The organism is Bradyrhizobium sp. B124 (assembly GCF_038967635.1).
Taxonomy (GTDB): Bacteria; Pseudomonadota; Alphaproteobacteria; order Rhizobiales; family Xanthobacteraceae; genus Bradyrhizobium.
In genome coordinates this window covers 5,774,213-5,795,340 of record NZ_CP152413.1, presented here as the reverse complement: position 1 = coordinate 5,795,340, position 21,128 = coordinate 5,774,213, and the positions used below count along the sequence as shown (strand labels likewise).

General features: G+C 63.6%; 18 protein-coding genes. 17 read left to right on the top strand and 1 reads right to left on the bottom strand.

Annotated elements, in window-relative coordinates:
• The first annotated feature begins 129 nt into the window (after positions 1 to 129).
• From hsdR to AAFG13_RS27570, 3 genes are read left to right on the top strand one after another with little or no spacing between them, the layout of a single operon-like run.
• Positions 130 to 3,513, top strand: coding sequence for a type I restriction-modification system endonuclease (gene hsdR / locus AAFG13_RS27580; RefSeq protein WP_342708779.1), 3,384 nt, complete (start codon positions 130 to 132; stop codon positions 3,511 to 3,513).
• A 12-nt stretch (positions 3,514 to 3,525) separates the two neighbouring features.
• The gene (locus AAFG13_RS27575; protein WP_342708778.1) at positions 3,526 to 5,001 is read left to right on the top strand and encodes an N-6 DNA methylase; all 1,476 of its coding nucleotides are present in this window, start codon (positions 3,526 to 3,528) and stop codon (positions 4,999 to 5,001) included.
• Positions 4,998 to 6,476 carry a restriction endonuclease subunit S gene (locus AAFG13_RS27570; RefSeq protein ID WP_342708777.1) on the top strand — a complete coding sequence of 493 codons (1,479 nt, stop codon included), beginning with the start codon at positions 4,998 to 5,000 and terminating at the stop codon, positions 6,474 to 6,476. Before AAFG13_RS27575 ends, AAFG13_RS27570 begins: the two co-directional genes overlap by 4 nt.
• 58 nt (positions 6,477 to 6,534) lie before the next feature.
• Here AAFG13_RS27570 and AAFG13_RS27565 read toward each other — a convergent pair whose 3' ends face one another.
• Positions 6,535 to 7,536: an adenosine kinase gene (locus AAFG13_RS27565; protein WP_342708776.1), complete on the bottom strand. Its 1,002-nt coding sequence runs from the start codon at positions 7,534 to 7,536 to the stop codon at positions 6,535 to 6,537.
• 266 nt (positions 7,537 to 7,802) lie between these two features.
• Here AAFG13_RS27565 and murJ point away from each other — a divergent pair, with 266 nt between their 5' ends.
• From murJ to AAFG13_RS27495, 14 genes are all read left to right on the top strand, one after another.
• Positions 7,803 to 9,341, top strand: a complete 1,539-nt coding sequence (gene murJ / locus AAFG13_RS27560) for a murein biosynthesis integral membrane protein MurJ (protein ID WP_342708775.1) — start codon at positions 7,803 to 7,805, stop codon at positions 9,339 to 9,341.
• A gap of 68 nt (positions 9,342 to 9,409) precedes the next feature.
• Positions 9,410 to 10,462 carry a tryptophan--tRNA ligase gene (trpS, locus tag AAFG13_RS27555; RefSeq protein ID WP_212312422.1) on the top strand — a complete coding sequence of 351 codons (1,053 nt, stop codon included), beginning with the start codon at positions 9,410 to 9,412 and terminating at the stop codon, positions 10,460 to 10,462.
• A 139-nt stretch (positions 10,463 to 10,601) separates the two neighbouring features.
• Positions 10,602 to 11,096 (top strand): universal stress protein, encoded by a 495-nt coding sequence (locus tag AAFG13_RS27550; RefSeq protein WP_342708774.1) that lies wholly within the window; start codon positions 10,602 to 10,604, stop codon positions 11,094 to 11,096.
• Between the two features lie 271 nt (positions 11,097 to 11,367).
• A complete protein-coding gene (locus AAFG13_RS27545) occupies positions 11,368 to 11,937 on the top strand; it encodes a NifU family protein (protein ID WP_092120642.1) in 570 nt (189 codons plus the stop codon).
• An 88-nt stretch (positions 11,938 to 12,025) separates the two neighbouring features.
• Positions 12,026 to 12,721, top strand: coding sequence for a tRNA (adenosine(37)-N6)-threonylcarbamoyltransferase complex dimerization subunit type 1 TsaB (gene tsaB / locus AAFG13_RS27540; RefSeq protein WP_212312432.1), 696 nt, complete (start codon positions 12,026 to 12,028; stop codon positions 12,719 to 12,721).
• The gene (gene rimI / locus AAFG13_RS27535; RefSeq protein WP_342708773.1) at positions 12,718 to 13,203 is read left to right on the top strand and encodes a ribosomal protein S18-alanine N-acetyltransferase; all 486 of its coding nucleotides are present in this window, start codon (positions 12,718 to 12,720) and stop codon (positions 13,201 to 13,203) included. The genes tsaB and rimI overlap by 4 nt, the downstream gene beginning before the upstream one ends.
• A 67-nt stretch (positions 13,204 to 13,270) precedes the next feature.
• Complete coding sequence (locus tag AAFG13_RS27530) at positions 13,271 to 13,723, top strand: Fur family transcriptional regulator (RefSeq protein WP_092120651.1); 453 nt, start codon at positions 13,271 to 13,273, stop codon at positions 13,721 to 13,723.
• 5 nt (positions 13,724 to 13,728) lie between these two features.
• Complete coding sequence (locus AAFG13_RS27525) at positions 13,729 to 14,409, top strand: HAD family hydrolase (protein ID WP_342708772.1); 681 nt, start codon at positions 13,729 to 13,731, stop codon at positions 14,407 to 14,409.
• A 183-nt stretch (positions 14,410 to 14,592) separates the two neighbouring features.
• Positions 14,593 to 15,981, top strand: coding sequence for a tRNA (N6-isopentenyl adenosine(37)-C2)-methylthiotransferase MiaB (miaB, locus tag AAFG13_RS27520; protein WP_342708771.1), 1,389 nt, complete (start codon positions 14,593 to 14,595; stop codon positions 15,979 to 15,981).
• 65 nt (positions 15,982 to 16,046) lie between these two features.
• Positions 16,047 to 17,057, top strand: coding sequence for a PhoH family protein (locus AAFG13_RS27515; protein ID WP_018269255.1), 1,011 nt, complete (start codon positions 16,047 to 16,049; stop codon positions 17,055 to 17,057).
• A gap of 68 nt (positions 17,058 to 17,125) precedes the next feature.
• On the top strand, positions 17,126 to 17,623 hold the full coding sequence (gene ybeY, locus AAFG13_RS27510) for an rRNA maturation RNase YbeY (RefSeq protein ID WP_212312439.1): 498 nt from the start codon (positions 17,126 to 17,128) through the stop codon (positions 17,621 to 17,623).
• Position 17,624: 1 nt separating this feature from the next.
• Complete coding sequence (locus AAFG13_RS27505) at positions 17,625 to 18,737, top strand: hemolysin family protein (RefSeq protein ID WP_171947917.1); 1,113 nt, start codon at positions 17,625 to 17,627, stop codon at positions 18,735 to 18,737.
• On the top strand, positions 18,734 to 20,347 hold the full coding sequence (gene lnt, locus AAFG13_RS27500; protein ID WP_342708770.1) for an apolipoprotein N-acyltransferase: 1,614 nt from the start codon (positions 18,734 to 18,736) through the stop codon (positions 20,345 to 20,347). Before AAFG13_RS27505 ends, lnt begins: the two co-directional genes overlap by 4 nt.
• A 262-nt stretch (positions 20,348 to 20,609) precedes the next feature.
• Positions 20,610 to 21,026, top strand: coding sequence for a helix-turn-helix transcriptional regulator (locus tag AAFG13_RS27495; RefSeq protein WP_021082652.1), 417 nt, complete (start codon positions 20,610 to 20,612; stop codon positions 21,024 to 21,026).
• Positions 21,027 to 21,128: the final 102 nt, after the last annotated feature.

The window sequence follows — 21,128 nt, the reverse complement described above, 5'->3', positions numbered from 1 at the left end:
ACGCCTTGAAATATCATAGGATTCTTCTGAGAAAAATTCGCCAGAATGGAGTAAGATTAGCAGAAGTGCCAACCCACTGCGACGCAACCACCGCTTGAGCTTGCTGGCAGACCGTATAGTTTTGCGGACATGGGGGTCTCTAGCAATTTTACCTTTCTTGCCGCGCAGGATGAGCGTCTTGCGCGCTTGGGTGCCCTTGCCGAACGGTATTTTTTCGACGATGCGCCGTCGACCCTGATCAAGCTGCGACAACTTGCCGAGTTCATCGCAAAGGACGTGGCAGCTCGTCATGGGCTTTTGCCGACAAGCTCCGCGACATTCGATGAAGTGTTGCGCAGCTTGAAAGTCAGGTCGATCCTCCCACGCGAGATCGCAGACCTTTTCTTTCATATCAAGCGTTTGGGCAATGCAGCGGTCCACGAGAACGCTGGTACAACGGCCGAGGCATTCTCCGCGCTCAAGATTGCACGCGCAGCCGCGATTTGGTTCCACCAAAGCTATGGCGGATCTCCTGGCTTCAAGCCGGGGCCCTTCGTGCCGCCGGCCGCACCCGTCGACGCAACCAAAGCGCTGAAAGCGGACATCGAGGAGCTTCGCAAGCAGGCGCGCGTCAGCTCGGACAATGAGGCCAAGGCACTTTTGGCTTATCAGGAGTCCGAGACCGCTCGTCTTGAGGCGTTATCAACCGCTGAAGCTCATCAGAAAGAACGCGAATTCTGGGAGAAATACGCGGCCGAGACGGACGCCGGTCTTCGGAAGACCGAAGCGGCTCTCAAGAAGGCCCAAGCCACCGCCGAAGCCACCCCGCCGCTGCAACTTGATCTGCTGACCCAGCTTGCCAACAAGCAGGCAGAGAAGGTCGAACTGGATGAAGCGACAACCCGCATCCTGATCGACGATCAGCTTCGCGCGGCCGGATGGGATGTCGATAGCGCCAAACTCCGCTATTCGGCCGGGACAAGGCCGCAGCCCGGACAATCGATCGCAATCTCGGAATGGCCAACCGAGAGCGGTCCCGTGGACTATGCTCTCTTCATCGAGGAGCGCTGTGTCGGTGTGATCGAGGCCAAGCGCGGCGTCAAGGACGTCCCCGGCCGGCTCGGGCAGGCAAAACGCTACGCGCGAGACATCAAGCTCACGCCCGACGAAACCAGCGTTGGTGGCCCATGGATTCAGGGTCTCGACCAATTCCGCGTGCCGTTCATGTTTGTGACCAACGGTCGCCCCTACGTGAAGCAACTCGCGACCAAGTCCGGTATCTGGTTTTGGGATGCGCGACCTGCTGGCGGAGAGCCTCGCGCGCTTTCCGAGTGGTTTTCGCCACGCGACCTGTCGGAGCGGCTCGATCAGGAGACCGGCGAGCTGCGCGAGATTGCCGACCGCGAACTGGGCGTCACTGGCTTGCGGCCATATCAGGATGAAGCCATCTCCGCCGTGGAAACGGCGATCTCGGCTGGCCAGAGGCATATCCTCCTCGCGATGGCGACAGGCACCGGCAAGACCCGCTTGGCCATCGCGCTGATGTACGAGCTACTTCGTCGCAAGCGGTTCCGTAGAATCCTGTTTCTCGTTGACCGCAACGCGCTCGGCCGCCAAACCCTCGATGCGATGAGCACAACGGATACCGCAGGCTTCCTGAAGTTCGATCAGGTATTCCCTGTCGCCGACCTCGCGCGCAAGTTTCCGGAGGCGACCGATCGGGTCCAGGTGGCTACCGTCCAGGCCATGATCCGGCGCATCTTCGATGATCCGGACACAAGCCGGCCGACGCCCGGAACCTATGATCTCATCATCGTTGACGAGGCACACCGCGGCTACACGCTGGATGCCGAATTGCGTGAGGATGATCTCGGCTTTCGCAACCTCGACGACTACCTGTCGGCCTACCGGCGGGTGCTCGACTATTTCGACGCAACGCAGATCGCATTGACCGCAACCCCGGCGTTGCACACCCGAGAAATCTTTGGCGCCCCCGTGTTCCGCTACGGCTACAGGCAGGCGGTCATCGATGGCTATCTGATTGATCACCGGCCGCCGCGTCGCATCACAACGGCGCTGAGCCAGACCGGCATCAGTTTCGAGCAGGGAGAAGAGGTCAATATCATTGACCCGCGCACCGGCCAGGTCGACCTGTTCAACCTGGAAGATCAGGTCGATTTCGAAGTCGCCGAGTTCAACAAGAAAGTCTACACCCGCGCCTTCAATCGCGCCGTAGCTGACGCCGTCGCACGGGAATGCCCCCCGACGGAGCGCGGCAAGACGCTGCTGTTCGCCGCGCGCGACGACCATGCCGACATTCTGGTGGAGGAACTGCGCGCGGCACTGATCGAGGAATATGGCCCGCAGCCGCATGACCTGGTCGAGAAGATCACCGGGTCGGTCGACAAGCCGCTCGATCGGATCAAAGCCTTCAAGAACGATCCACGCCCGAAATATATTGTGACGGTCGACCTGCTCACCACCGGTATTGACGTGCCGGCGATCGCCAACCTCGTCTTCGTCCGCCGGGTCAACAGCCGCATCCTCTATGACCAGATGATCGGCCGCGCCACGCGCCGCTGCGATGAGATCGGGAAGGAATTTTTCCGCATCTTCGACGCGGTCGACATCTACGCCAATCTTCAGGACGTCACCGACATGCGGCCCGTGGTGGTCGACCCGGCCCTGTCGTTCGCCACGCTCGTGGGCGACCTCCAACGCGCGTCAACGGATGAAGATCGCGCCTTGGTCCGCGACCAGATCGTCGTCAAGCTGCGCCAGCGCATCAAGCATATCGACAGCACCCGGCGCGAGGCGCTGGAGACTGTACTCGGCCCGCTGGCAGACCTTGCGGACAAGCTCAAGGCTGCGCCACCTGCGGAGACGCTCGCCCTGTTTGAACAACATCCGTTGCTGGCGTCGATCCTTGATGCCGCCAATCCGGCCCGAAAGGGCGATGGCGTTTATATTTCGGAACATGAAGACGAGCTGGTCGGCGTCGAGGACGACTACGGCGGCAATGCCAGCCCGGGCGACTACATCGAGAGCTTTGAGACCTTCGTGCGCGCCAACATGAACGCGGCGCCGGCACTGATCGCAGCGACCCAGCGGCCACGCGAACTGACCCGCAAGGAACTGAAGGCGCTTGCCGTCCTGCTCGACGAGAACGGATTCTCGGAGGCCAACTTGCGGCAGGCGTACGGCCGTGCCCGCAATGCCGACATCGCGGCCCATATCATTGGTTTCGTGCGCCAGGCGGCGATCGGCGATCCGCTGGTGCCATATGCGACGCGGGTCGAGAACGGCGTGCAACAGATTATTGCCAGCAGAAACTGGACTGCCAAGCAACGGCAATGGCTCAATCGTATCGGTCGCGCCCTGAGGGAACAGCCCGTGGGCGATCCTGAAATCCTTGCCGACCCCCTGTTTGCACAGGCTGGCGGCTTCGAAATGGTGGACCGCGAGTTCGATCATGGATTAGGTGACGTGCTGAAGGACCTCAATTCCGCGATCTGGGATCATCCCGCTGCATAGGCCAGAGAATCAATGAATCCATCAATCGATCTCGTCAATCGCCTGTGGCGGCTCTGCGCATTACTGCGCAAGGATGGCGTCACCTACCAGCAATACGTCACCGAACTGACGTACCTGCTGTTCCTGAAAATGGCCTCGGAGCAGAAGGATGAGAGCCGCATTCCGGAACAGTATCGCTGGGGCGCGCTCAAGTCGGCCAGCGAGACCGAGGTGCTGCAACGCTATCGCCAGGCGCTGATCGACCTCGGCGACGGCACCAAGATCGCCGATCGCTCGGTGGTCGCCATCTTCCAGAACGCCGCCACGATCGTCCGCGAGCCAGCCAACCTGCGCAAGCTGATCGACGCCATCGACGGCCTGCACTGGTTCAGTGAGGAACGCGATGCCTTCGGCGACACCTACGAAGGCCTGTTGCAGAAGATGGCCGAGGAGACCAAGCGCGGCGCCGGCCAGTATTTTACTCCCCGCGTGCTGATCGAGGTCATGGTTCGCCTGATGCAGCCGAAGCCAGGGGAAGTGATCCAGGATCCGGCCGCCGGCACCGGTGGATTCCTGATCGCGGCCGACCGCGCCATGCGTGCGGCGACCGATGACTATTTCGAGCTTTCACCCAAGCAGCAAACATTCCAACTTCAATTGGCATTGCGTGGCCTGGAGAACGTGCAGGACACGTTCCGCCTGCTGTTGATGAACCTGCATCTGCACAAGATCGACCCGGATCACCTTGATCTTGCCGACACGCTTTCGCCGAGCGGCGCGCAGTCCAAGTTCAAGGATGCTGATCTGATCCTCACCAATCCGCCATTCGGCCCGGCCGGCGGGCCGCCGACCCGCGACGACCTGACCATCACCGACCGAGTGTCGTCCTACCAACTGCCATTCGTCGAGCACTGCATTCGCGCGCTCAAGCTGGGCGGCCGCGCCGCGGTCGTCGTGCCTGACAACGTGTTGTTCGATGACGGGCGCGGAAAGCAGTTGCGCCAACGGCTGATGAACTGGTGCGACCTGCACACCATCTTGAGGCTGCCGACGGGTATTTTTTATGCCCAGGGGGTGAAGACCAACGTCCTGTACTTCGCCCGAGCCGATGAAGAAGCTCCGACCAAGGATGCCACAAAAGCGGTCTGGATCTACGACATGCGCACCAATGCGCCCGCGTATGGCAAGACTAATCCGCTGAAGCAGACTGACTTTGAGGGTTTTATCCGTGCTTTTGGCAGTGACCCGTTCGGCCGGGCGAGGCGAAAAGACGAAGGTGAAACTGGTCGTTTTCGCCGATTCACTCGAGAGGAAATCGCCGCTCGCGACGATAATCTCGACATCACTTGGTTGAAGGACCTAGGCGACGATGTCGAGGACAGCCTTGAAGCTCCAGAAGAGATCGCTGCCGCAATCGAAGGACATCTCCTATCTGCGCTGGTGGAAGTTCGTGCGATTGTTGAAGATCTAGGCGCAGAAGATGTCCAACTTGAAGAGACTGCATCATGAGCTTTGGCGAAGATATACGCTCGCTCGTGAATGAGGCACTTGATCCCGCGCTATCTAAGGCCGGTTCTTGGGCGCGAATACCTCTTGGGCAGGTTGCGACTATCTTAAATGGCTACCCGTGGAAATCGAAATATTTTGACAACACCACTGGTGTGGCACTGATCCGAATTCGCGACGTAACGACCGGAATGACTGAAACGTTCTACAACGGACCGACCGTTGACGGATTTTGGATCGAGCAGGGCGACCTACTCGTGGGAATGGACGGCGACTTTAACTTGCGCCGATGGAACTCTGATCGCGGATTATTGAATCAGCGCGTTTGCAAGATTACTACCGACCCTGACGCCTATTCATCGGAATTCTTAGAGTACATATTGCCGCCGTATCTAAGGCTGATAAACGACAATACGAGTTCAGTTACGGTTAAACACCTCTCTTCGCGTACGCTCGCTGAGATACCTCTCCCGTTGCCTCCGCTTGCGGAGCAACGTCGCATTGTGGCGAAGTTGGACGTACTAACAGCTCGCCTCGCCGATGCGCGCGGCCAGCTGGATCGCATTCCAGCGCTCACCAAGCAACTCCGGAAGCGGTCCGTAAGCCGAGCTTTCGATGGATCCCTCACAGCTGATTGGCGTATGGCGAGGGGCGATTCCAAAATCGTTACGGACGACGCACTGGATCAGGCCTACCGGATCGAGGCAGGCTCGCTTCGCAGAAAACCTCCAGCCGAGATCGATTGGCGCCCTAGCTTCGATATCCCGTCCTCGTGGCGCTGGGTTTCAATTGATCAGGTCGTCGCTCAAGTCCAGTACGGATCGTCGGCCAAGACAACGTCCGACTCGAGCGGTGTTCCGGTTCTACGGATGGGGAATATTCAGCGGGGAAAACTTGATCTCACCGATCTGAAATATCTCCCCAGAGATCATGATGAGTTTCCTGATCTTTTGCTCAATGAAGGTGATGTGCTGTTCAATCGAACGAACAGCTTGGAGCTCGTGGGCAAAACAGCTGTTTACAAGAGACTGGACAAACCGACGTCGTTTGCTTCCTACCTGATCAGGATTCGACCTTCCGGCGTATTGCCTGAATTGCTCTCCGCTTATCTTAATTCGCCATTCGCGCGATCATGGATCGAACGTGTGGCAAACCAACAGGTTGGCCAGGCGAACGTTAATGGATCGAAGCTCAAGGCGCTGGGCATTCCACTTCCGCCATTCGATGAACAAGCCGAGATATTGCAACGCCTAAGTACCGTGTTCGCCCACGCGGATCACCTTGAAGCGGAAAGTGCGCGCGCCCGCGTGCTTCTCGATCGAATGGAAGCCTCCATCCTCACCAAGGCGTTCAAAGGCGAGTTGGTGCCTCAGGACCCACAAGACGAGCCGGCGATCGTTCTGCTGGACCGAATTCGGGCCCAAAGAACCTTCCCACACGAGCGCAAAGGCAGGCGGACCGGCACTGCCCCGGCATGAAGATCCGGTGCATTCGGTCCGAGCGGAGATGACCGAGTTAAGCCCGGCAGACAGCCGCTTACACCAACAGCCCCTTCGCCTTCGCCAGATCCTTCAGCGACACCAGCGGCCGGGCGCCGATGTGCTGGATCACTTCGGCGGCGGCGAGCGCGCCGAGGCGGCCGGCGTTCTCATGGCCGACATTGCGCACGAGACCGACCAGGAAGCCGGCCGCGAACAGATCGCCGGCGCCGGTGGTGTCGACGAGCTTGTCGATCGGAGAGGCGGGCGCCGATACGACGCCATCGCCTGAGATCACCACGCAGCCCTTCTCGCTGCGGGTGACGACGCCGAGTTTGGTATCCTTGCCGAACTGCTTCAGCGCGGTGTCGAAATCCGAGGTCTGGTACAATGAGTGCAGCTCGGACTCGTTAGAGAAAACGAGGTCGACCGTGCCCTTCCGCATCAAAGCGAGGAATTCGTCGCGGTAGCGATCGACGCAGAACGAATCCGACAGCGTCAGCGCGACCTGGCGGCCCGCGCCATGCGCGATATCGGCCGCTTTCACGAAGGCGTCCTTGGCGTTCTTCGGATCCCAGAGATAGCCCTCGAGATAGATGATGCCGGCGGCTGCGATCTGGGCCGGATCGATGTCATCGGGCGTCAGGTCCTGCGCGGCGCCGAGATAGGTGTTCATGGTGCGCTCGCCATCCGGCGTCACCAGGATGTAGGAGCAGCCGGTGGCCGGGCCGACCTTGGCCGGCGCGGTGTCGAAGGCCACGCCGGCGGCGCGGATGTCGTGGACGTAGAGCTTGCCGATCTGGTCGTCCTTGACCTTGCCGACATAGGCCGCGCGGGCGCCGAGATTGCCGACGCCGACGATGGTGTTGGCAGCCGAGCCGCCCGACATCTCGGTCGCCACGCCCATGTCGCTGTAGATCGCGGTGGCGCGCGCTTCGTCGATCAGCTGCATCGAGCCCTTGGTCATGCCGTGACGGGCAAGGAATGCCTCGTCGGTCTGCACCAGCACGTCGAAGATCGCATTGCCGATCCCGAGAACGTCGTATTTTGCGTCAGCCATAGACCTGCCCTGTGTTAACGCCACCCAACAAGAGCCGCGACCTATCACGTTACGCCTCGGGGCAGCAAGCCGCGCTCGTTGTTCCGTCATCCTCTCGCCTGTTAGCCCGTCATCCTGAGGTGCGAGCCTCTTCGGCGAGCCTCGAAGGATGGACGGCCACAGTACGGGCCGATTCATCCTTCGAGGCTCGCTCCGCTCGCACCTCAGGATGACGGGTTTGGTACCGTGGCGGTGGCGGCAATGCGCGCGGCTGCTATACAGGCTCCATGTTCCGCTCCTTCCTCACGGTCTCCTCGGGAACGCTGGCCTCGCGACTGCTCGGTTTCGTGCGCGATTCCGTGATCGCGGCGCTGCTCGGCGCGGGGCCGGTGGCGGATGCGTTCCTGGCGGCATTCCAGCTCGTGAATGTGGTGCGACGGCTGCTGTCCGAGGGTGGATTGAATGCCGCCCTGGTGCCGGCCTGGCTGAAGGTTCGCGATAGCGATGGTGAAGCGGCGGCGCGAGCCTTTGCCGGCCGCGTGCTCGGCACCGTCAGCGCCGCGGTCATTGTGGCCGCGCTCGTGATCGGCGTGCTGATGCCGCTGGTGATCGCGGCGATCGCGCCGGGCTTCGTCGGCCGCGACACGCTGCAATTCGCCGTCGACGACGCAAGGCTGATGCTGCCCTATCTTGCCTTCGCCGGCCCCGTCACCGTGATGATGGCGCTGCTCAACGCGCAGGGACGCTTTGCGCTGACGGCGTTCTCGCCGCTGCTGTTCAACATCGCGCTGATATCAGTGATGGCCGTGCTGCTGGTGCGGCAGCAGGAGCCGGTGCAGGCCGCGCTGGTCATGGCGGCGACGATCGGCATCGCCGGCTTCCTGCAACTCTCGATGCTGGCGCTGCGCGGCGCAAAACGCGCCGCGCCGCTCCGCATCGCCTTCGATCCCGAGATGTGCGGCTTTCTCGGCCGGGCTGTCCCCGGCATGGTCGCGAGCAGCGCGCCGCAATGGCTCATGGTGGCGGGCGCGGTGATCGCGTCGACCTCGCCATCGGCGGTGTCCTGGCTCTATTTCGCCAACCGCCTGCTCGAGCTGCCGCTCGGCATTGTCGGCGTCGCAATGGGCACGGTGCTGATCCCGGAGATGACGCGCGCGGTGCGTAGCGGCGAGCATGCCGCGATCGCGCATGCGGAATCGCGTGGGCTCGAACTCGCGGTCGGGCTGGCGCTGCCCGCAACGCTCGGCCTGATGGTGCTGAGCGAGCCGATCGTACGGATGCTGTTCGAGCATGGCGCGTTCACTGCGGAGGATTCCGCGGCAACCGCGCAAGCCCTGATCTGGCTGACGCTGGCTCTACCGGCACACGTGCTGGTGAAGGCACTGTCGCCGGCGTTCTTCGCGCGCGAGGACACGCTGACGCCGCTGTTTGCGACGCTGAAGGCCATCGTGGTGGCGATCGCGGCGGCCTTCCTGCTCGGCCGTATGTTCGGCGCGAGCGGAATCGCCGCCGGTATTGCGCTCGGCGCCTGGAGCAACGCGCTGGCGCTGATCCGCAAGGGCGCTGCGACCTTCGGCTTTTCGATCGACGCCGAGGCGCGCCGCCGGCTGCCGCGCATCCTGGCCGCAGCGCTCGCGATGGGCGCCCTGCTCTGGCTCGCGGCAGGCGCGCTGCCGGCGGCCCGCAGCCACGGTTTCGTGCAGGCGGCCTGCCTGCTTGTGCTGATCTGCGCCGGTATCGCTTGCTACGGACTGCTTTTGTCGGCTTTCGGCGTCACCGGCTGGCGACAGGCGGTTAACGCCGTCAGGCAAAGGCGCCCCGCCTGACTTGCGCGCGCAGGGCTTAAGTGGCAAACGACCCGGCAAAAGCAGCCCTATTTCCGGGAATCGAGACCATGGCGTTCGTTGAACGGGTTTTCTCAGGCGTCCAGCCGACGGGCAATCTGCACCTCGGCAACTATCTCGGCGCCATCGTCAACTTCGTGAAGATGCAGCAGACCCACAACTGCATCTATTGCGTCGTCGACATGCACGCGATCACGCAGGGCGTCGAGGTCTGGGGCGGCCCGGCCGAGCTCGCGCGCAACACCCGCGAGGTGACCGCGGCCTTCATCGCCTCCGGCATCGACGCCAAGAAGCACATCGTGTTCAACCAGAGCCAGATCGCCGGCCACGCCGAGCTGACCTGGATCTTCAACTGCGTCGCGCGCATCGGCTGGCTGAACCGCATGACGCAGTTCAAGGAGAAGGCCGGCAAGGACCGCGAGAACGCCTCCGTCGGTCTCTACGACTATCCGGTGCTGATGGCCGCCGACATTCTGTTGTACCGCGCCACCCATGTGCCGGTCGGCGAGGACCAGAAGCAGCATCTGGAGCTGTCCCGCGACATCGCGCAGAAGTTCAACAACGACTTCGGCGATTCAATCCGTGGCCACGGCTTTGCGGACGGCCTGTTCTTCCCGCAGCCGGAACCGCTGATCACGGGGCCGGCGACGCGGGTGATGAGCCTGCGCGACGGCACCAAGAAGATGTCGAAGTCGGACGCCTCGGACAATTCGCGCATCAACCTCACCGACGACGCCGACACCATCGCGCAGAAGATCCGCAAGGCGAAGACCGATCCGGAGCCGCTGCCGTCGGAGGAAAAGGGCCTTGAGACCCGCCCCGAGGCCGACAATCTGGTCGGCATCTACGCGGCGCTCGCCGGCGTCTCCAAGCAGGAGGTGCTGACGCAGTTCGGCGGCGGGCAGTTCTCCAGCTTCAAGAACGCGCTGGTCGAGGTTTGCGTCGCAAAACTGGCGCCGATCGCCTCCGAGATGAAGAAGCTGGTTGCCGATCCTGGCCATGTCGATTCGATCCTGGTCGACGGCGCCAACCGCGCCCGCGGCATCGCCGATGAGACCATGCGCATGACCAAGGACATCGTCGGCTTCATCCGCCCGCGCTGACATCACCGGCAGACCTGCGCGCGCCCTCTCCCCAACAGGGAGGGAGTGTGGCAGCATGGGCCAGGTTTGAGCATGATCTTTTCGGAAAACCGCTGCGCACTTTTCCGGATCATGCCGTTGGTTCAGCACCGGGACATGCATGACCGCCCAGCGACGAAGCTACGAGACAGGTCACAAGCCGAAATGCCTCGTCATCGTTGACGACACCGCGGAATGGGACCGCGCGGTCTATTACGCCAGCCGGTGGGCGATCCGGGTCGGCGGCGGCGTTCTGATGCTGCGAGTGATCGAAACCGAGGACCAGAACCAGCAATGGCTGGGGGTCGCCGACATCATGCGCGCGGAGGCCGAGGAGGCCGCCAATGAGGCGCTCGACCGCGCCGCCGGGCGCGCCAACGGGATCGCCGCGATCACCCCGGAGCGGGTGATTCGGGAGGGCGACCCGACCGAGCAGATCCTCGACGTGATCGACAAGGACGTCGATATCGCCATGCTGGTGCTGGCCGCCAATCCGGGCGCCGAGGGGCCCGGACCGATCATCACCACCATGGCCAGGACCATGGGGGCGTTCCCGATCCCGGTGACGATCGTGCCCGGCGGCCTGACCGACGCCGAGATCGACGCCCTGTCCTAGGGAAGATGCACAACCTTCCGTCATGGCCGGGCTTGTCCCGGCCATCCACGTCTTTCTCGCAAGTGGCACCGAAGACGTGGATGCCCGGCACAAGGCCGGGCATGACGAGTATGAGGCGTAAGGCCCGGCTTCATCGCCGCCCTGTCACTCAGAATCCGCCGTTGCGGGCCTGGAACCGCGGTTTTGCAGCTTGATCGCAGGCTTTTTAATTGCCATCTGGTAGGGGAACCTCAACGCGCCGGCCTTGAACCGGCGACGCCGGAGACAGCAAATGTTCATTCAGACCGAAGCCACGCCCAATCCTGCCACCCTGAAATTCATCCCGGGCCGCACGGTGCTCGACAGCGGCACGATGGAATTCTCCTCGCCCGAATCCGCCGCGCGCTCGCCGCTCGCCGAACGGCTGTTCGCCGTGTCAGGCGTCACCGGCGTGTTCTACGGCGCCGACTTCGTCACCGTGACCAAAGCGGACGGCGACTGGCAGCACCTCAAGCCCGCGATCCTCGGCGCCATCATGGAGCACTACATGTCCGGCGCGCCGCTGCTCGCCGATGGGACCGCTGGCAGCGACGACGCCCGCGATGAGGAAGACGAGTTCTTCGACGAGGCCGACGCCGAGACGGTCGAGCAGATCAAGGACCTGATCGAGACCCGGGTTCGTCCGGCGGTCGCCAATGACGGCGGCGACATCACCTTCCGCGGCTTCAAGGACGGCATCGTCTATCTCAACATGAAGGGCTCCTGCGCCGGCTGCCCGTCATCGACCGCGACCCTGCAACACGGCATCCAGAACCTGCTGCGGCACTTCGTGCCCGACGTGCAGGAAGTCCGGCCGATGTGATGGAGCGGCGAATGGCGCATGGCGGATCGCGAACAGCGTTCTCCTCGAATTCCCGGTTCGCCATTTCGTATTCGCCATTCGCCCTCCCATGATCATTCTCGCGATCGATACGGCGCTCGACGCCTGCTCCGCAGCGGTGCTCGACACCAACTCCGGCAACACCATCGCCATCGAATCCCAGGCGATGCAGCGCGGCCATGCCGAGGCGCTGATGCCGCTGATCGCGCGCGTGATGAAGGAGAGCGGCATCGGCTTTGCCGGGCTTGACCGCATTGCCGTCACCACCGGCCCCGGCAGTTTCACCGGCCTGCGCGTCGGGCTCTCGGCAGCGCGCGGCCTCGCACTCTCTGCGGAAAAGCCGGTGGTCGGACTGTCGACGCTCGCCGCCTACGCCGCGCCTGTGGTTGCCGAGAATGGCGCGCACCCGATCCTGTCGGCGATCGATGCGCGGCATGATCACGTCTATTTCCAGCTCGTCGGCGGCGACGGCAGCTTGATGCTCAAGCCGAAGGTTGCGCCGATCGCAGAAGCGCTCGAGGCCGCGCAGTTCGGCGCGCTGCATCTGGTCGGCAACGCCGCCAACATCCTCGCCGAGCGCTGGCCTGCGGATGCAGCTCCGCCGGTCAAGGTCGATAGGCAGCCCGCACCCGACATTATATGGGTCGCCTGGGTCGGCGCCGCGGTGGATCCCGACACTGCACCGCCGCGTCCGTTCTATCTTCGCGCACCCGACGCGAAGCCGCCGAAGGATCGCCTGGTCATCAGCGCGCCGCCATCGACATGATCGGCTGGCTGTCGCGATGGTGGGGCGGCGGCACGCCCGCGGTCGAGCCCGCATCCTTGCGCGATGCGGCGCGGCTCGCCCAATTGCACGGCGCCTCGTTTCATCGCGGCTGGGGCGAAGGCGAATTCGAGGCGATGCTGACCGAGCGCAACACGCTGGTGCACCGGCTGCGCCAGGGACGCAGGGTGATCGGCTTTGCGGTCTCGCGGATGGCGGCGGATGAGGCGGAAATCCTGTCGATCGCGATCGATTCCAGTCAGCGCGGGCGCGGCCTGTCGCGCGACCTGCTGCTGACCCATCTCGGCCACCTTGCCGGCCGCGGCATCCGCACCATCTTCCTCGAGGTGGAAGAGAACAATCAGCCGGCGCGACGGCTCTATGAAAGGGCCGGATTCGGCGTGATCGGCCGCCGCGAACGCTATTACAAGCAGCCCGGTGGGGAACATTTGAACGCGCTTCTGATGCGGCGCGACTTGTCGTAACATCGGCGCGATGGCAGAACACCCCCCGCTCTGCCACCCAAGGTTTGAAGAATACGGCCCGAAACCCATGACCACGGTGAAAATCCCGCCTGCGCATAAAAATACTGGCATCGAGGCGCGCTGCGCCGCGACCGGCATGCGCATGACCGAACAGCGCCGCGTGATCGCGCGGGTGCTGGCGGAAGCCATGGATCATCCCGATGTCGAGGAACTGTACCGCCGCTGCGTGGCGGTCGACGACAAGATCTCGATCTCGACGGTCTATCGCACCGTCAAGCTGTTCGAGGATGCCGGCATCATCGAGCGTCACGACTTCCGCGAGGGCCGCGCGCGCTACGAGCAGATGCCCGAGAGCCATCACGACCATCTGATCAATCTGCGCGACGGCAAGGTGATCGAGTTCACCTCCGAGGAAATCGAGAAGCTGCAGGCCGAGATCGCGCGCAAGCTCGGCTACAAGCTGGTCGATCACCGTCTCGAGCTCTATTGCGTTCCGCTCGACGACGACAGCAAGTCGTAAGCCGGGTGAGCTTCGAACTCGTCATCTTCGATTGCGACGGCGTGCTTGTTGACAGCGAGGTGATCTCCTGTCGCGCGCATGCGGACACGCTGACACGGCACGGCTTTCCGATCACACCCGACGGCGTGCTGAAGCGTTTCCTCGGCGTGTCCGACCGCGAGGCGCGGCGGATCGTCGAGAGCGAGATCGGCCGCGCGCTGCCCGAGAGCTTCGAGGCCGAGATCAAGCACGCGACGCTCAGTCTCTATGCCGACGATCTCAATGCGATCGCGCATGTCGGCGAGGCGATCGCCGCGCTCGATCTGCCGAAATGCGTGGCGTCGAGCGGCACGCCGGAAAAGATCCATCACGGCCTGACCTGTGCCGGGCTCTACGACCAGCTCACGCCGCATATTTTCTCCGCCACCCAGGTCAAGCGCGGCAAGCCGGCGCCCGATCTCTTCCTGTTCGCGGCCGGGCAAATGGGCGCCAGCCCTGCGCGGTGTATCGTGATCGAGGACAGCGTGGCCGGCGTCACCGGCGCCCGCGCGGCCGGGATGACGGTGCTCGGCTTTTACGGCGGCAGCCACTGCACGGCGGGACATGAGGACCTGCTGCGCCAGGCCGGCGCGGCCATAACCTTTGCAGATATGCGCCAATTGTCTGATTTGATCGCCCAGGTGGGTGCCGTGGCCCCGGCGACGTGAGCAAACAAACGCTGTCATTCCGGGATGGTCCGAAGGACAGACCCGGAATCTCGAGATTCCGGGTTCGATGCTGCCGCATCGCCCCGGAATGACGTCGTAGGACGCTGGATTTTCCCCCGTTTAAGCTATATTTGAGCAACGGCGCCCTGATGGCGCCGTTTCCATTTCCGCACTCAGGGTTCCATGACGACGCCGCGCAAGCTGCACATCAAGTCCTATGGCTGCCAGATGAACGTCTACGATGCGCAGCGCATGGTGGACACGCTGGCCGGCGAGGGCTTTGTCGAGACCGCGAGCGCCGAAGACGCCGACCTCGTGATCCTCAACACCTGCCACATCCGCGAGAAGGCGTCGGAGAAGGTCTATTCCGAACTCGGACGGCTGCGCGTCGCCAAGGACGAGGCCGCGCGCCAGGGCCGCGAGATGAAGATCGCGGTCGCCGGCTGCGTCGCGCAGGCGGAAGGCGCGGAGATCATCCATCGTGCGCCGACGGTCGACATCGTGGTCGGACCGCAGAGCTATCATCATCTGCCTGCGCTGCTGAAGCGCGCCCAGGAAAGCGGCCGCGCGCTCGAAACCGAGTTTCCGGTCGAGGACAAGTTCAGCTTCCTGCCGCAGCCGAAGCCGGCTGCGATCCGCGCCCGCGGCATCTCCGCCTTCGTCACAGTGCAGGAAGGTTGCGACAAGTTCTGCACCTTCTGCGTGGTGCCCTATACGCGCGGCACGGAGGTCTCGCGTCCAGTTGCGAAGATCATCGACGACGTCAAGCAGCTCGCCGACAATGGCGTGCGCGAATTCACGCTGATCGGACAGAACGTCAACGCCTATCACGGCGAAGGCCCCGACGGCCGCGCCTGGCCGCTCGGCAAATTACTGCAGCGGCTCGCCGAAATCCCCGGCGTCACGCGGCTGCGCTATTCCACCAGCCATCCGCGCGACGTCGACGACGACCTGATCGCGGCGCATCGCGATTTGCCGCAGCTGATGCCGTTCGTGCACCTGCCGGTGCAATCGGGGGCGGACCGGATCCTGGCCGCCATGAACCGCAAGCATACCGCCGATGACTACCGGCGCGTCATCGACCGGTTCCGGGCCGCGCGGCAAGACATTGCTTTTTCATCAGATTTTATCGTGGGCTTCCCCGGCGAGACCGCGGAAGAATTTTCCGCCACTCTCGCGCTTGTCACGCAAATCGGGTACGCTGCGGCGTATTCATTCAAGTATTCGCCTCGGCCAGGCACGCCGGCGGCGGAGATGCGGGAGACGGTGTCAGCAGCCGAGATGGACGAGCGCTTGGGGCGGCTTCAGGAATTGATCGACAGCCAGCAATCGGCCTTCAACCGGGCTGCGATTGGCACAACGGTCGATGTGCTGTTCGAGCGCGCCGCACGCAATCCGGGCCAGATCGTCGGCCGGACCGCCTATCTGCAGCCCGCCCATGTGATGGCGTCGCCTGACATCATCGGCAAGGTCCTCCCGGTGAGGATCGGCAGCCTCGAGCGCTACAGCCTGATCGGCGAGCTCGCGTCCCAATCCGCACCCGGCCTCATTTCGCAGACCATTGGAGCCTGAAATCCTTGCCCAAAAGCGCATCGGATTCATCTTCGCTCGCTCCCAGCCGCAAACCTGACCGCGACATGCAAATGCCACCTGAGACCCGGCCCCCTGAAACTCAGGTCGTCATCGATTTCGATGACAACCGTGCCGCATCGGCGCTGGTCGGCCCCTACGGACAGAATCTGGCGCTGATCGAGCGGCGGCTCGGCGTCGTGGTCGATTCCCGCGGCAATCATCTCACCATCGCGGGCTCCCGCGACGGCTGCGATGCGGCGCGGCGCGTGCTCGAAACCCTGTATGCGCAGGCTGTCGAAGGCCACGACCTCGATCAGGGCGAAGTCGAAGGCGCGATCCGCGCCGTGATCGCGCAGGGCTCGCTGTTCGAATTCGACAACAAGACCGCCAAGCCGACGTTCGAAACGATCAATCTGCGCAAGCGCCCGGTGCGCGCCCGCACCGCGGCACAGGATTCCTACATCCGCGCACTGAAGCGGCACGAGCTGGTATTCGGCATCGGCCCGGCCGGCACTGGCAAGACCTGGCTCGCGGTCGCCCACGCGGCACAGTTGTTCGAGCGCAAGGAAGTCGATCGCATCATCCTGACGCGGCCTGCGGTCGAGGCCGGCGAGCGGCTCGGCTTCCTGCCCGGCGACCTCAAGGAGAAGGTCGATCCGTATCTGCGCCCGATCTACGATGCGCTGTACGATCTGATGGATGCCCGCGTCGTCGAGCGCGCGCTGCAGGGTAACGAGATCGAGATCGCGCCGCTCGCCTTCATGCGCGGCCGCACCCTGACCAATGCCGCCATCATCCTCGACGAGGCGCAGAACACCACGACGATGCAGATGAAGATGTTCCTGACGCGTCTCGGCGAGAACAGCCGGATGATCGTCACCGGCGACCCGTCGCAGGTCGACCTGCCGCACGGCCAGGCTTCGGGGCTCACCGAAGCCGTGAAGCTGCTCGACGGCGTCGAAGGCATCGCGCAGGTGCATTTCAAGGCCGAGGACGTCATCCGCCATGAATTGGTGGCGCGCATTGTGGCCGCCTATGAGGGATTGCCGCAAAAGCCGGCAAACGCCAGATCTTGAGACCAATAGCTTCGGCCGCGAGCCCGCGCGATGCGGGTTCCGGCCCTAACGCAGATTTTGAAACCAACGTGTCTGCTTTTCCTGCAACCGAGGTTCTCGTCACCGCCGAATGCTGGCAGGCCGAGCCCGATGCCGACGCGGTGATTCACCGCGCCATCGAGGCCGCCGCCGCAATCGCCGATGCCGATGTCGCGGATGCCGAGCTTGCAGTGATGCTGACCGACGACGCCGGGATCCGCACCCTCAACGCCAACTGGCGCAGCATCGACAAGCCGACCAACGTGCTGTCGTTTCCGGCGCTGCAGCCGGAAGGCGCCGGCGGAGCCGACGATGCCCCGCGCATGCTCGGCGATATCGCGATCGCCTATCAGACGACGCGCCGGGAAGCCGATGAGGAACAGAAGCCGTTCGACCATCATTTGAGCCATCTCGCAGTGCATGGCTTCCTGCATCTGATCGGTTACGACCACGAGAACGACGACGAAGCCGAGGACATGGAAGCGCTCGAGCGCGAAATCCTCTCCTCCCTCGGCATTCCCGACCCCTATGCGGATCGGATCGCCTGACATGCCGGATTCCGACCCGACCCATGACAATCCGCGCAATGTGAGCAACCTGCCTGCCGTCGTGCATGAAGGCGAGGTGCAGCGCCCGGCGGCCGAAGGCTGGCTGGTCCGCGCGATCCGCACGCTGTTCGGCTGGAAGGCCGGCTCGGTGCGCGACGATTTGCAGGTGGTGCTCGACGCCTCGACGCCCGACGACGTCGGCTTCTCGGCGATCGAGCGCACCATGCTGCGCAACATCCTGTCGCTGAACGAGCGGCGGATCGCCGACGTCATGATCCATCGCGCCGACATCGTCGCGGTCAAGCGCGACATCCCGCTCGGCGAATTGATGAGCCTGTTCGAGAGCGCGGCGCATTCGCGGCTCGTCGTCTACAACGAAACCCTCGACGACCCCGAGGGCATGGTGCACATCCGCGACCTGCTCGCCTTCATGACCGCGAAGGCGCGCGTCACCGACGCGACCAAGACGAAGCGCAAGAAGCCGTTCCCGGCCGGGCTCGATCTGCGCAGCGTCGATCTCGCGCTCCCGCTGGCGGACGCCCACATCATCCGCAAGCTGCTCTACATCCCGCCGTCGATGCGCGCGATCGACCTGTTGGCGCAGATGCAGGCCTCGCGCATCCATCTCGCGCTGGTGGTCGACGAATATGGCGGCACCGATGGGCTGGTGTCGATCGAGGATATTGTCGAGCAGATCGTCGGCGAGATCGACGACGAGCATGATTCCGACGAGCCGCCGTCCATCGTCCGCCAGCCGGACAACTCCTTTATCGCCGACGCGCGCGCCAGCCTCGACGATGTCCGTTCGGTGATCGGCGAAGACTTCGTCACCGGCGAGGCCGGCGAGGAGGTCGAGACGCTGGGCGGCTATCTCGTGTCGTTCGTCGGCCGCCTGCCGGTGCGCGGCGAGGTGATTTCCGGTCCGGGCAATTACGAGGTCGAGGTGCTCGACGCCGATCCGCGGCGGGTCAAGCGCGTGCGGATCACGACGCGCAAGGAACGGCCGGCGCCGCGCAAGGAGCGCGAGCGGCGCCGCGAGCAGGCACCGGACTCCGGCAACCCGCAGGCGAACGACAACATGCCGCCGCCCGGCGAGGGAGCCGGTCCGCAGTGAGGCTTTCCGACAAGCTCCGATCGATCGGTCTCGCCGTCATCCTGACCTGGGGATGGAAGCGCGTCGTGCTCGCGCTCACAGCCGGCGCCTTGTCCTCGCTGGCGATGGCGCCGTTCAACGCCTGGCCGGTGCTGTTTCTGACGTTTTCGATTGCGGTCTGGCTGATCGACGGCAGCGCTGCGGGACGCTGGCGCGGCGTACCCGCCGCAGCGCTGTCCGGCTTCTGGTTCGGCCTCGGCTATTTCGTGCCGGGACTGTACTGGATCGGCTACGCCTTCTTCGTCGATGCAGACACTTTCGCCTGGCTGACGCCGTTCGCGGTGCTCGGCCTGCCGGCCTATCTCGCGCTGTTCACCGCCTTCGGCTTCGCGCTGGCACGGCTGATCTGGCCGCGCGACGCTTCGCGCGTGCTGGCGCTGGCTGTCGGGCTGACGATTTCGGAATGGCTGCGCGGCCATCTCCTCAGCGGCTTTCCGTGGAACGCGTTCGGCTACGCACTGACCGAACCCCTGGCACTGGCCCAGACCGCATCGCTGATCGGGCTGTGGGGCATGACGTTCCTGGCAGTCGCGATCTTCGCAAGTCCCGCCGTGCTGATCGACAGCGCCTCGCGCGGCCGCAAGCCGTGGCGCGCGCCGGTGGCCGCGGTGCTGGTTCTCGCCGCGATGCTGGCGTTCGGTGCGGTGCGCCTCTCGCAGCAGCCGACCAGCATGGTCAACGGCGTCAAGTTGCGCATCATGCAGCCCGATTTGCAGCAGGACGCCAAGTTCAACTACTCCGCCAAGGCGGCGGTGATGCAGAAATATCTCACTCTGTCGGATCGTGCGTCCGGACCGCACTCCACCGGCGTGAGCGACTCCACCATCCTGATCTGGCCGGAATCCGCGTTTCCGTTCTTCCTGACCAAGGAAGCCGACGCGATGGCGCAGATCGCCGACTTGCTGCCGAAGGGAACGGTGCTGATCACCGGTTCGGTGCGCGCGCCCGATCTGCCGCCCGGCGTCCGCGTCACGCGCGCGTATAATTCGATCTACGTCATCGACCATGACGGCAGCGTGCTTGCGGTCTACGACAAGCTTCACCTTGTCCCGTTCGGAGAATATCTGCCGTTCCAGGACTGGATGGAGAAGCTCGGCTTCGTGCAGCTCACCAAGGTGCAGGGCGGCTTCATTCCCGGCACGATCCGCCGGACGCTCGATATTCCGAACGCGCCGCGCGCGCTGCCCTTGATCTGCTACGAGGCGATCTTCCCCGGCAACGTCGTGAGCCGCGACGACCGCCCCGGCTGGATCATCAACGTCACCAATGACGGCTGGTTCGGAATCTCGACCGGCCCCTATCAGCATCTGCAGCAGGCCCGGCTGCGCTCGATCGAGGAAGGCCTGCCGATGGTGCGCGCCGCGAATACGGGCATCTCGGCCATCATCGACCCGCTCGGGCGGATTGTCGCCCGACTCGGGCTCGGCATCGAAGGCGTGCTCGATGCCGGCCTGCCGGCGGCGATCGCGCCGACGATCTATGCGCGTGTCGGCAACATCCCCGCCGCTGTGATTGTGTTAGTTGCCCTCGCAATCGTATTGCGGAGGCGTTTTGTCAGGCGAAAGGCCTGACGGCCTTATCGCCGGTTGTCACACGAACCCGAAAAAGTGTCGAAATTTACCTCAGCGTGATTCCACCTGTTGACAGATCGACCGTGCACTTCGCATTGTACGGGTCCACGCGAAATCACAAGCCAAGTCAGCCCCTTTGCGCAAATTGTCCGCATTTCGTCCCGATCCTCCTTGCAGGATTTGACGGCACCGGCGCCTGAGGCATACTCCACGTCCAACTTGCCTCACCCCCCGGGCGCGCAATCCCTTAGGAGAGTTGGAAATGTCCACCAAAGCGCCCAATCCTGTTGACAAATATGTCGGCAGCCGCGTCCGTATGCGACGCATCATGCTCGGCATGAGCCAGGAAAAACTGGGCGAGGCGTTAGGCCTGACGTTCCAGCAGGTGCAGAAATACGAGAAGGGCACCAACCGTGTCGGCGCCAGCCGGCTGCAGCAGATCTCCGAAATCCTGCAGGTGCCGGTCTCTTTCCTGTTCGACGGCGGCCCGAGCGGGGTCAAGACCGCCGACGGCTTCAGCGAGGGCTCCTCGCCGGCCTATGTGTCCGATTTTCTGGCAACCGCCGAAGGCCTGGCCCTGACCCGTGCGTTCACGCGGATCGCGGACGCCAAGCTTCGCCGCAGCATCGTCGAACTGGTCGAGCAGATCGCGGCGCGCGAGGCGGCCGAGCAGGTCTGATCCGGCCATATCCGTTTGAGAGATCGTCAAATCTGGAATATGTCATTCCGGCGCGCGTTCAGGCGTGACGGGCTCCGATGGAATCTCGTCGCGCTCTAGCTC

Bases quoted from the DNA above. Each gene is read 5' to 3' on its own strand.
- hsdR (WP_342708779.1), top strand. From the start codon at position 130: ATGGGGGTCTCTAGCAATTTTACCTTTCTTGCCGCGCAGGATGAGCGT.
- AAFG13_RS27575 (WP_342708778.1), top strand. From the start codon at position 3,526: ATGAATCCATCAATCGATCTCGTCAATCGCCTGTGGCGGCTCTGCGCA.
- AAFG13_RS27570 (WP_342708777.1), top strand. From the start codon at position 4,998: ATGAGCTTTGGCGAAGATATACGCTCGCTCGTGAATGAGGCACTTGAT.
- AAFG13_RS27565 (WP_342708776.1), bottom strand. From the start codon at position 7,536: ATGGCTGACGCAAAATACGACGTTCTCGGGATCGGCAATGCGATCTTC.
- murJ (WP_342708775.1), top strand. From the start codon at position 7,803: ATGTTCCGCTCCTTCCTCACGGTCTCCTCGGGAACGCTGGCCTCGCGA.
- trpS (WP_212312422.1), top strand. From the start codon at position 9,410: ATGGCGTTCGTTGAACGGGTTTTCTCAGGCGTCCAGCCGACGGGCAAT.
- AAFG13_RS27550 (WP_342708774.1), top strand. From the start codon at position 10,602: ATGACCGCCCAGCGACGAAGCTACGAGACAGGTCACAAGCCGAAATGC.
- AAFG13_RS27545 (WP_092120642.1), top strand. From the start codon at position 11,368: ATGTTCATTCAGACCGAAGCCACGCCCAATCCTGCCACCCTGAAATTC.
- tsaB (WP_212312432.1), top strand. From the start codon at position 12,026: ATGATCATTCTCGCGATCGATACGGCGCTCGACGCCTGCTCCGCAGCG.
- rimI (WP_342708773.1), top strand. From the start codon at position 12,718: ATGATCGGCTGGCTGTCGCGATGGTGGGGCGGCGGCACGCCCGCGGTC.
- AAFG13_RS27530 (WP_092120651.1), top strand. From the start codon at position 13,271: ATGACCACGGTGAAAATCCCGCCTGCGCATAAAAATACTGGCATCGAG.
- miaB (WP_342708771.1), top strand. From the start codon at position 14,593: ATGACGACGCCGCGCAAGCTGCACATCAAGTCCTATGGCTGCCAGATG.
- AAFG13_RS27515 (WP_018269255.1), top strand. From the start codon at position 16,047: ATGCAAATGCCACCTGAGACCCGGCCCCCTGAAACTCAGGTCGTCATC.
- AAFG13_RS27505 (WP_171947917.1), top strand. From the start codon at position 17,625: ATGCCGGATTCCGACCCGACCCATGACAATCCGCGCAATGTGAGCAAC.
- AAFG13_RS27495 (WP_021082652.1), top strand. From the start codon at position 20,610: ATGTCCACCAAAGCGCCCAATCCTGTTGACAAATATGTCGGCAGCCGC.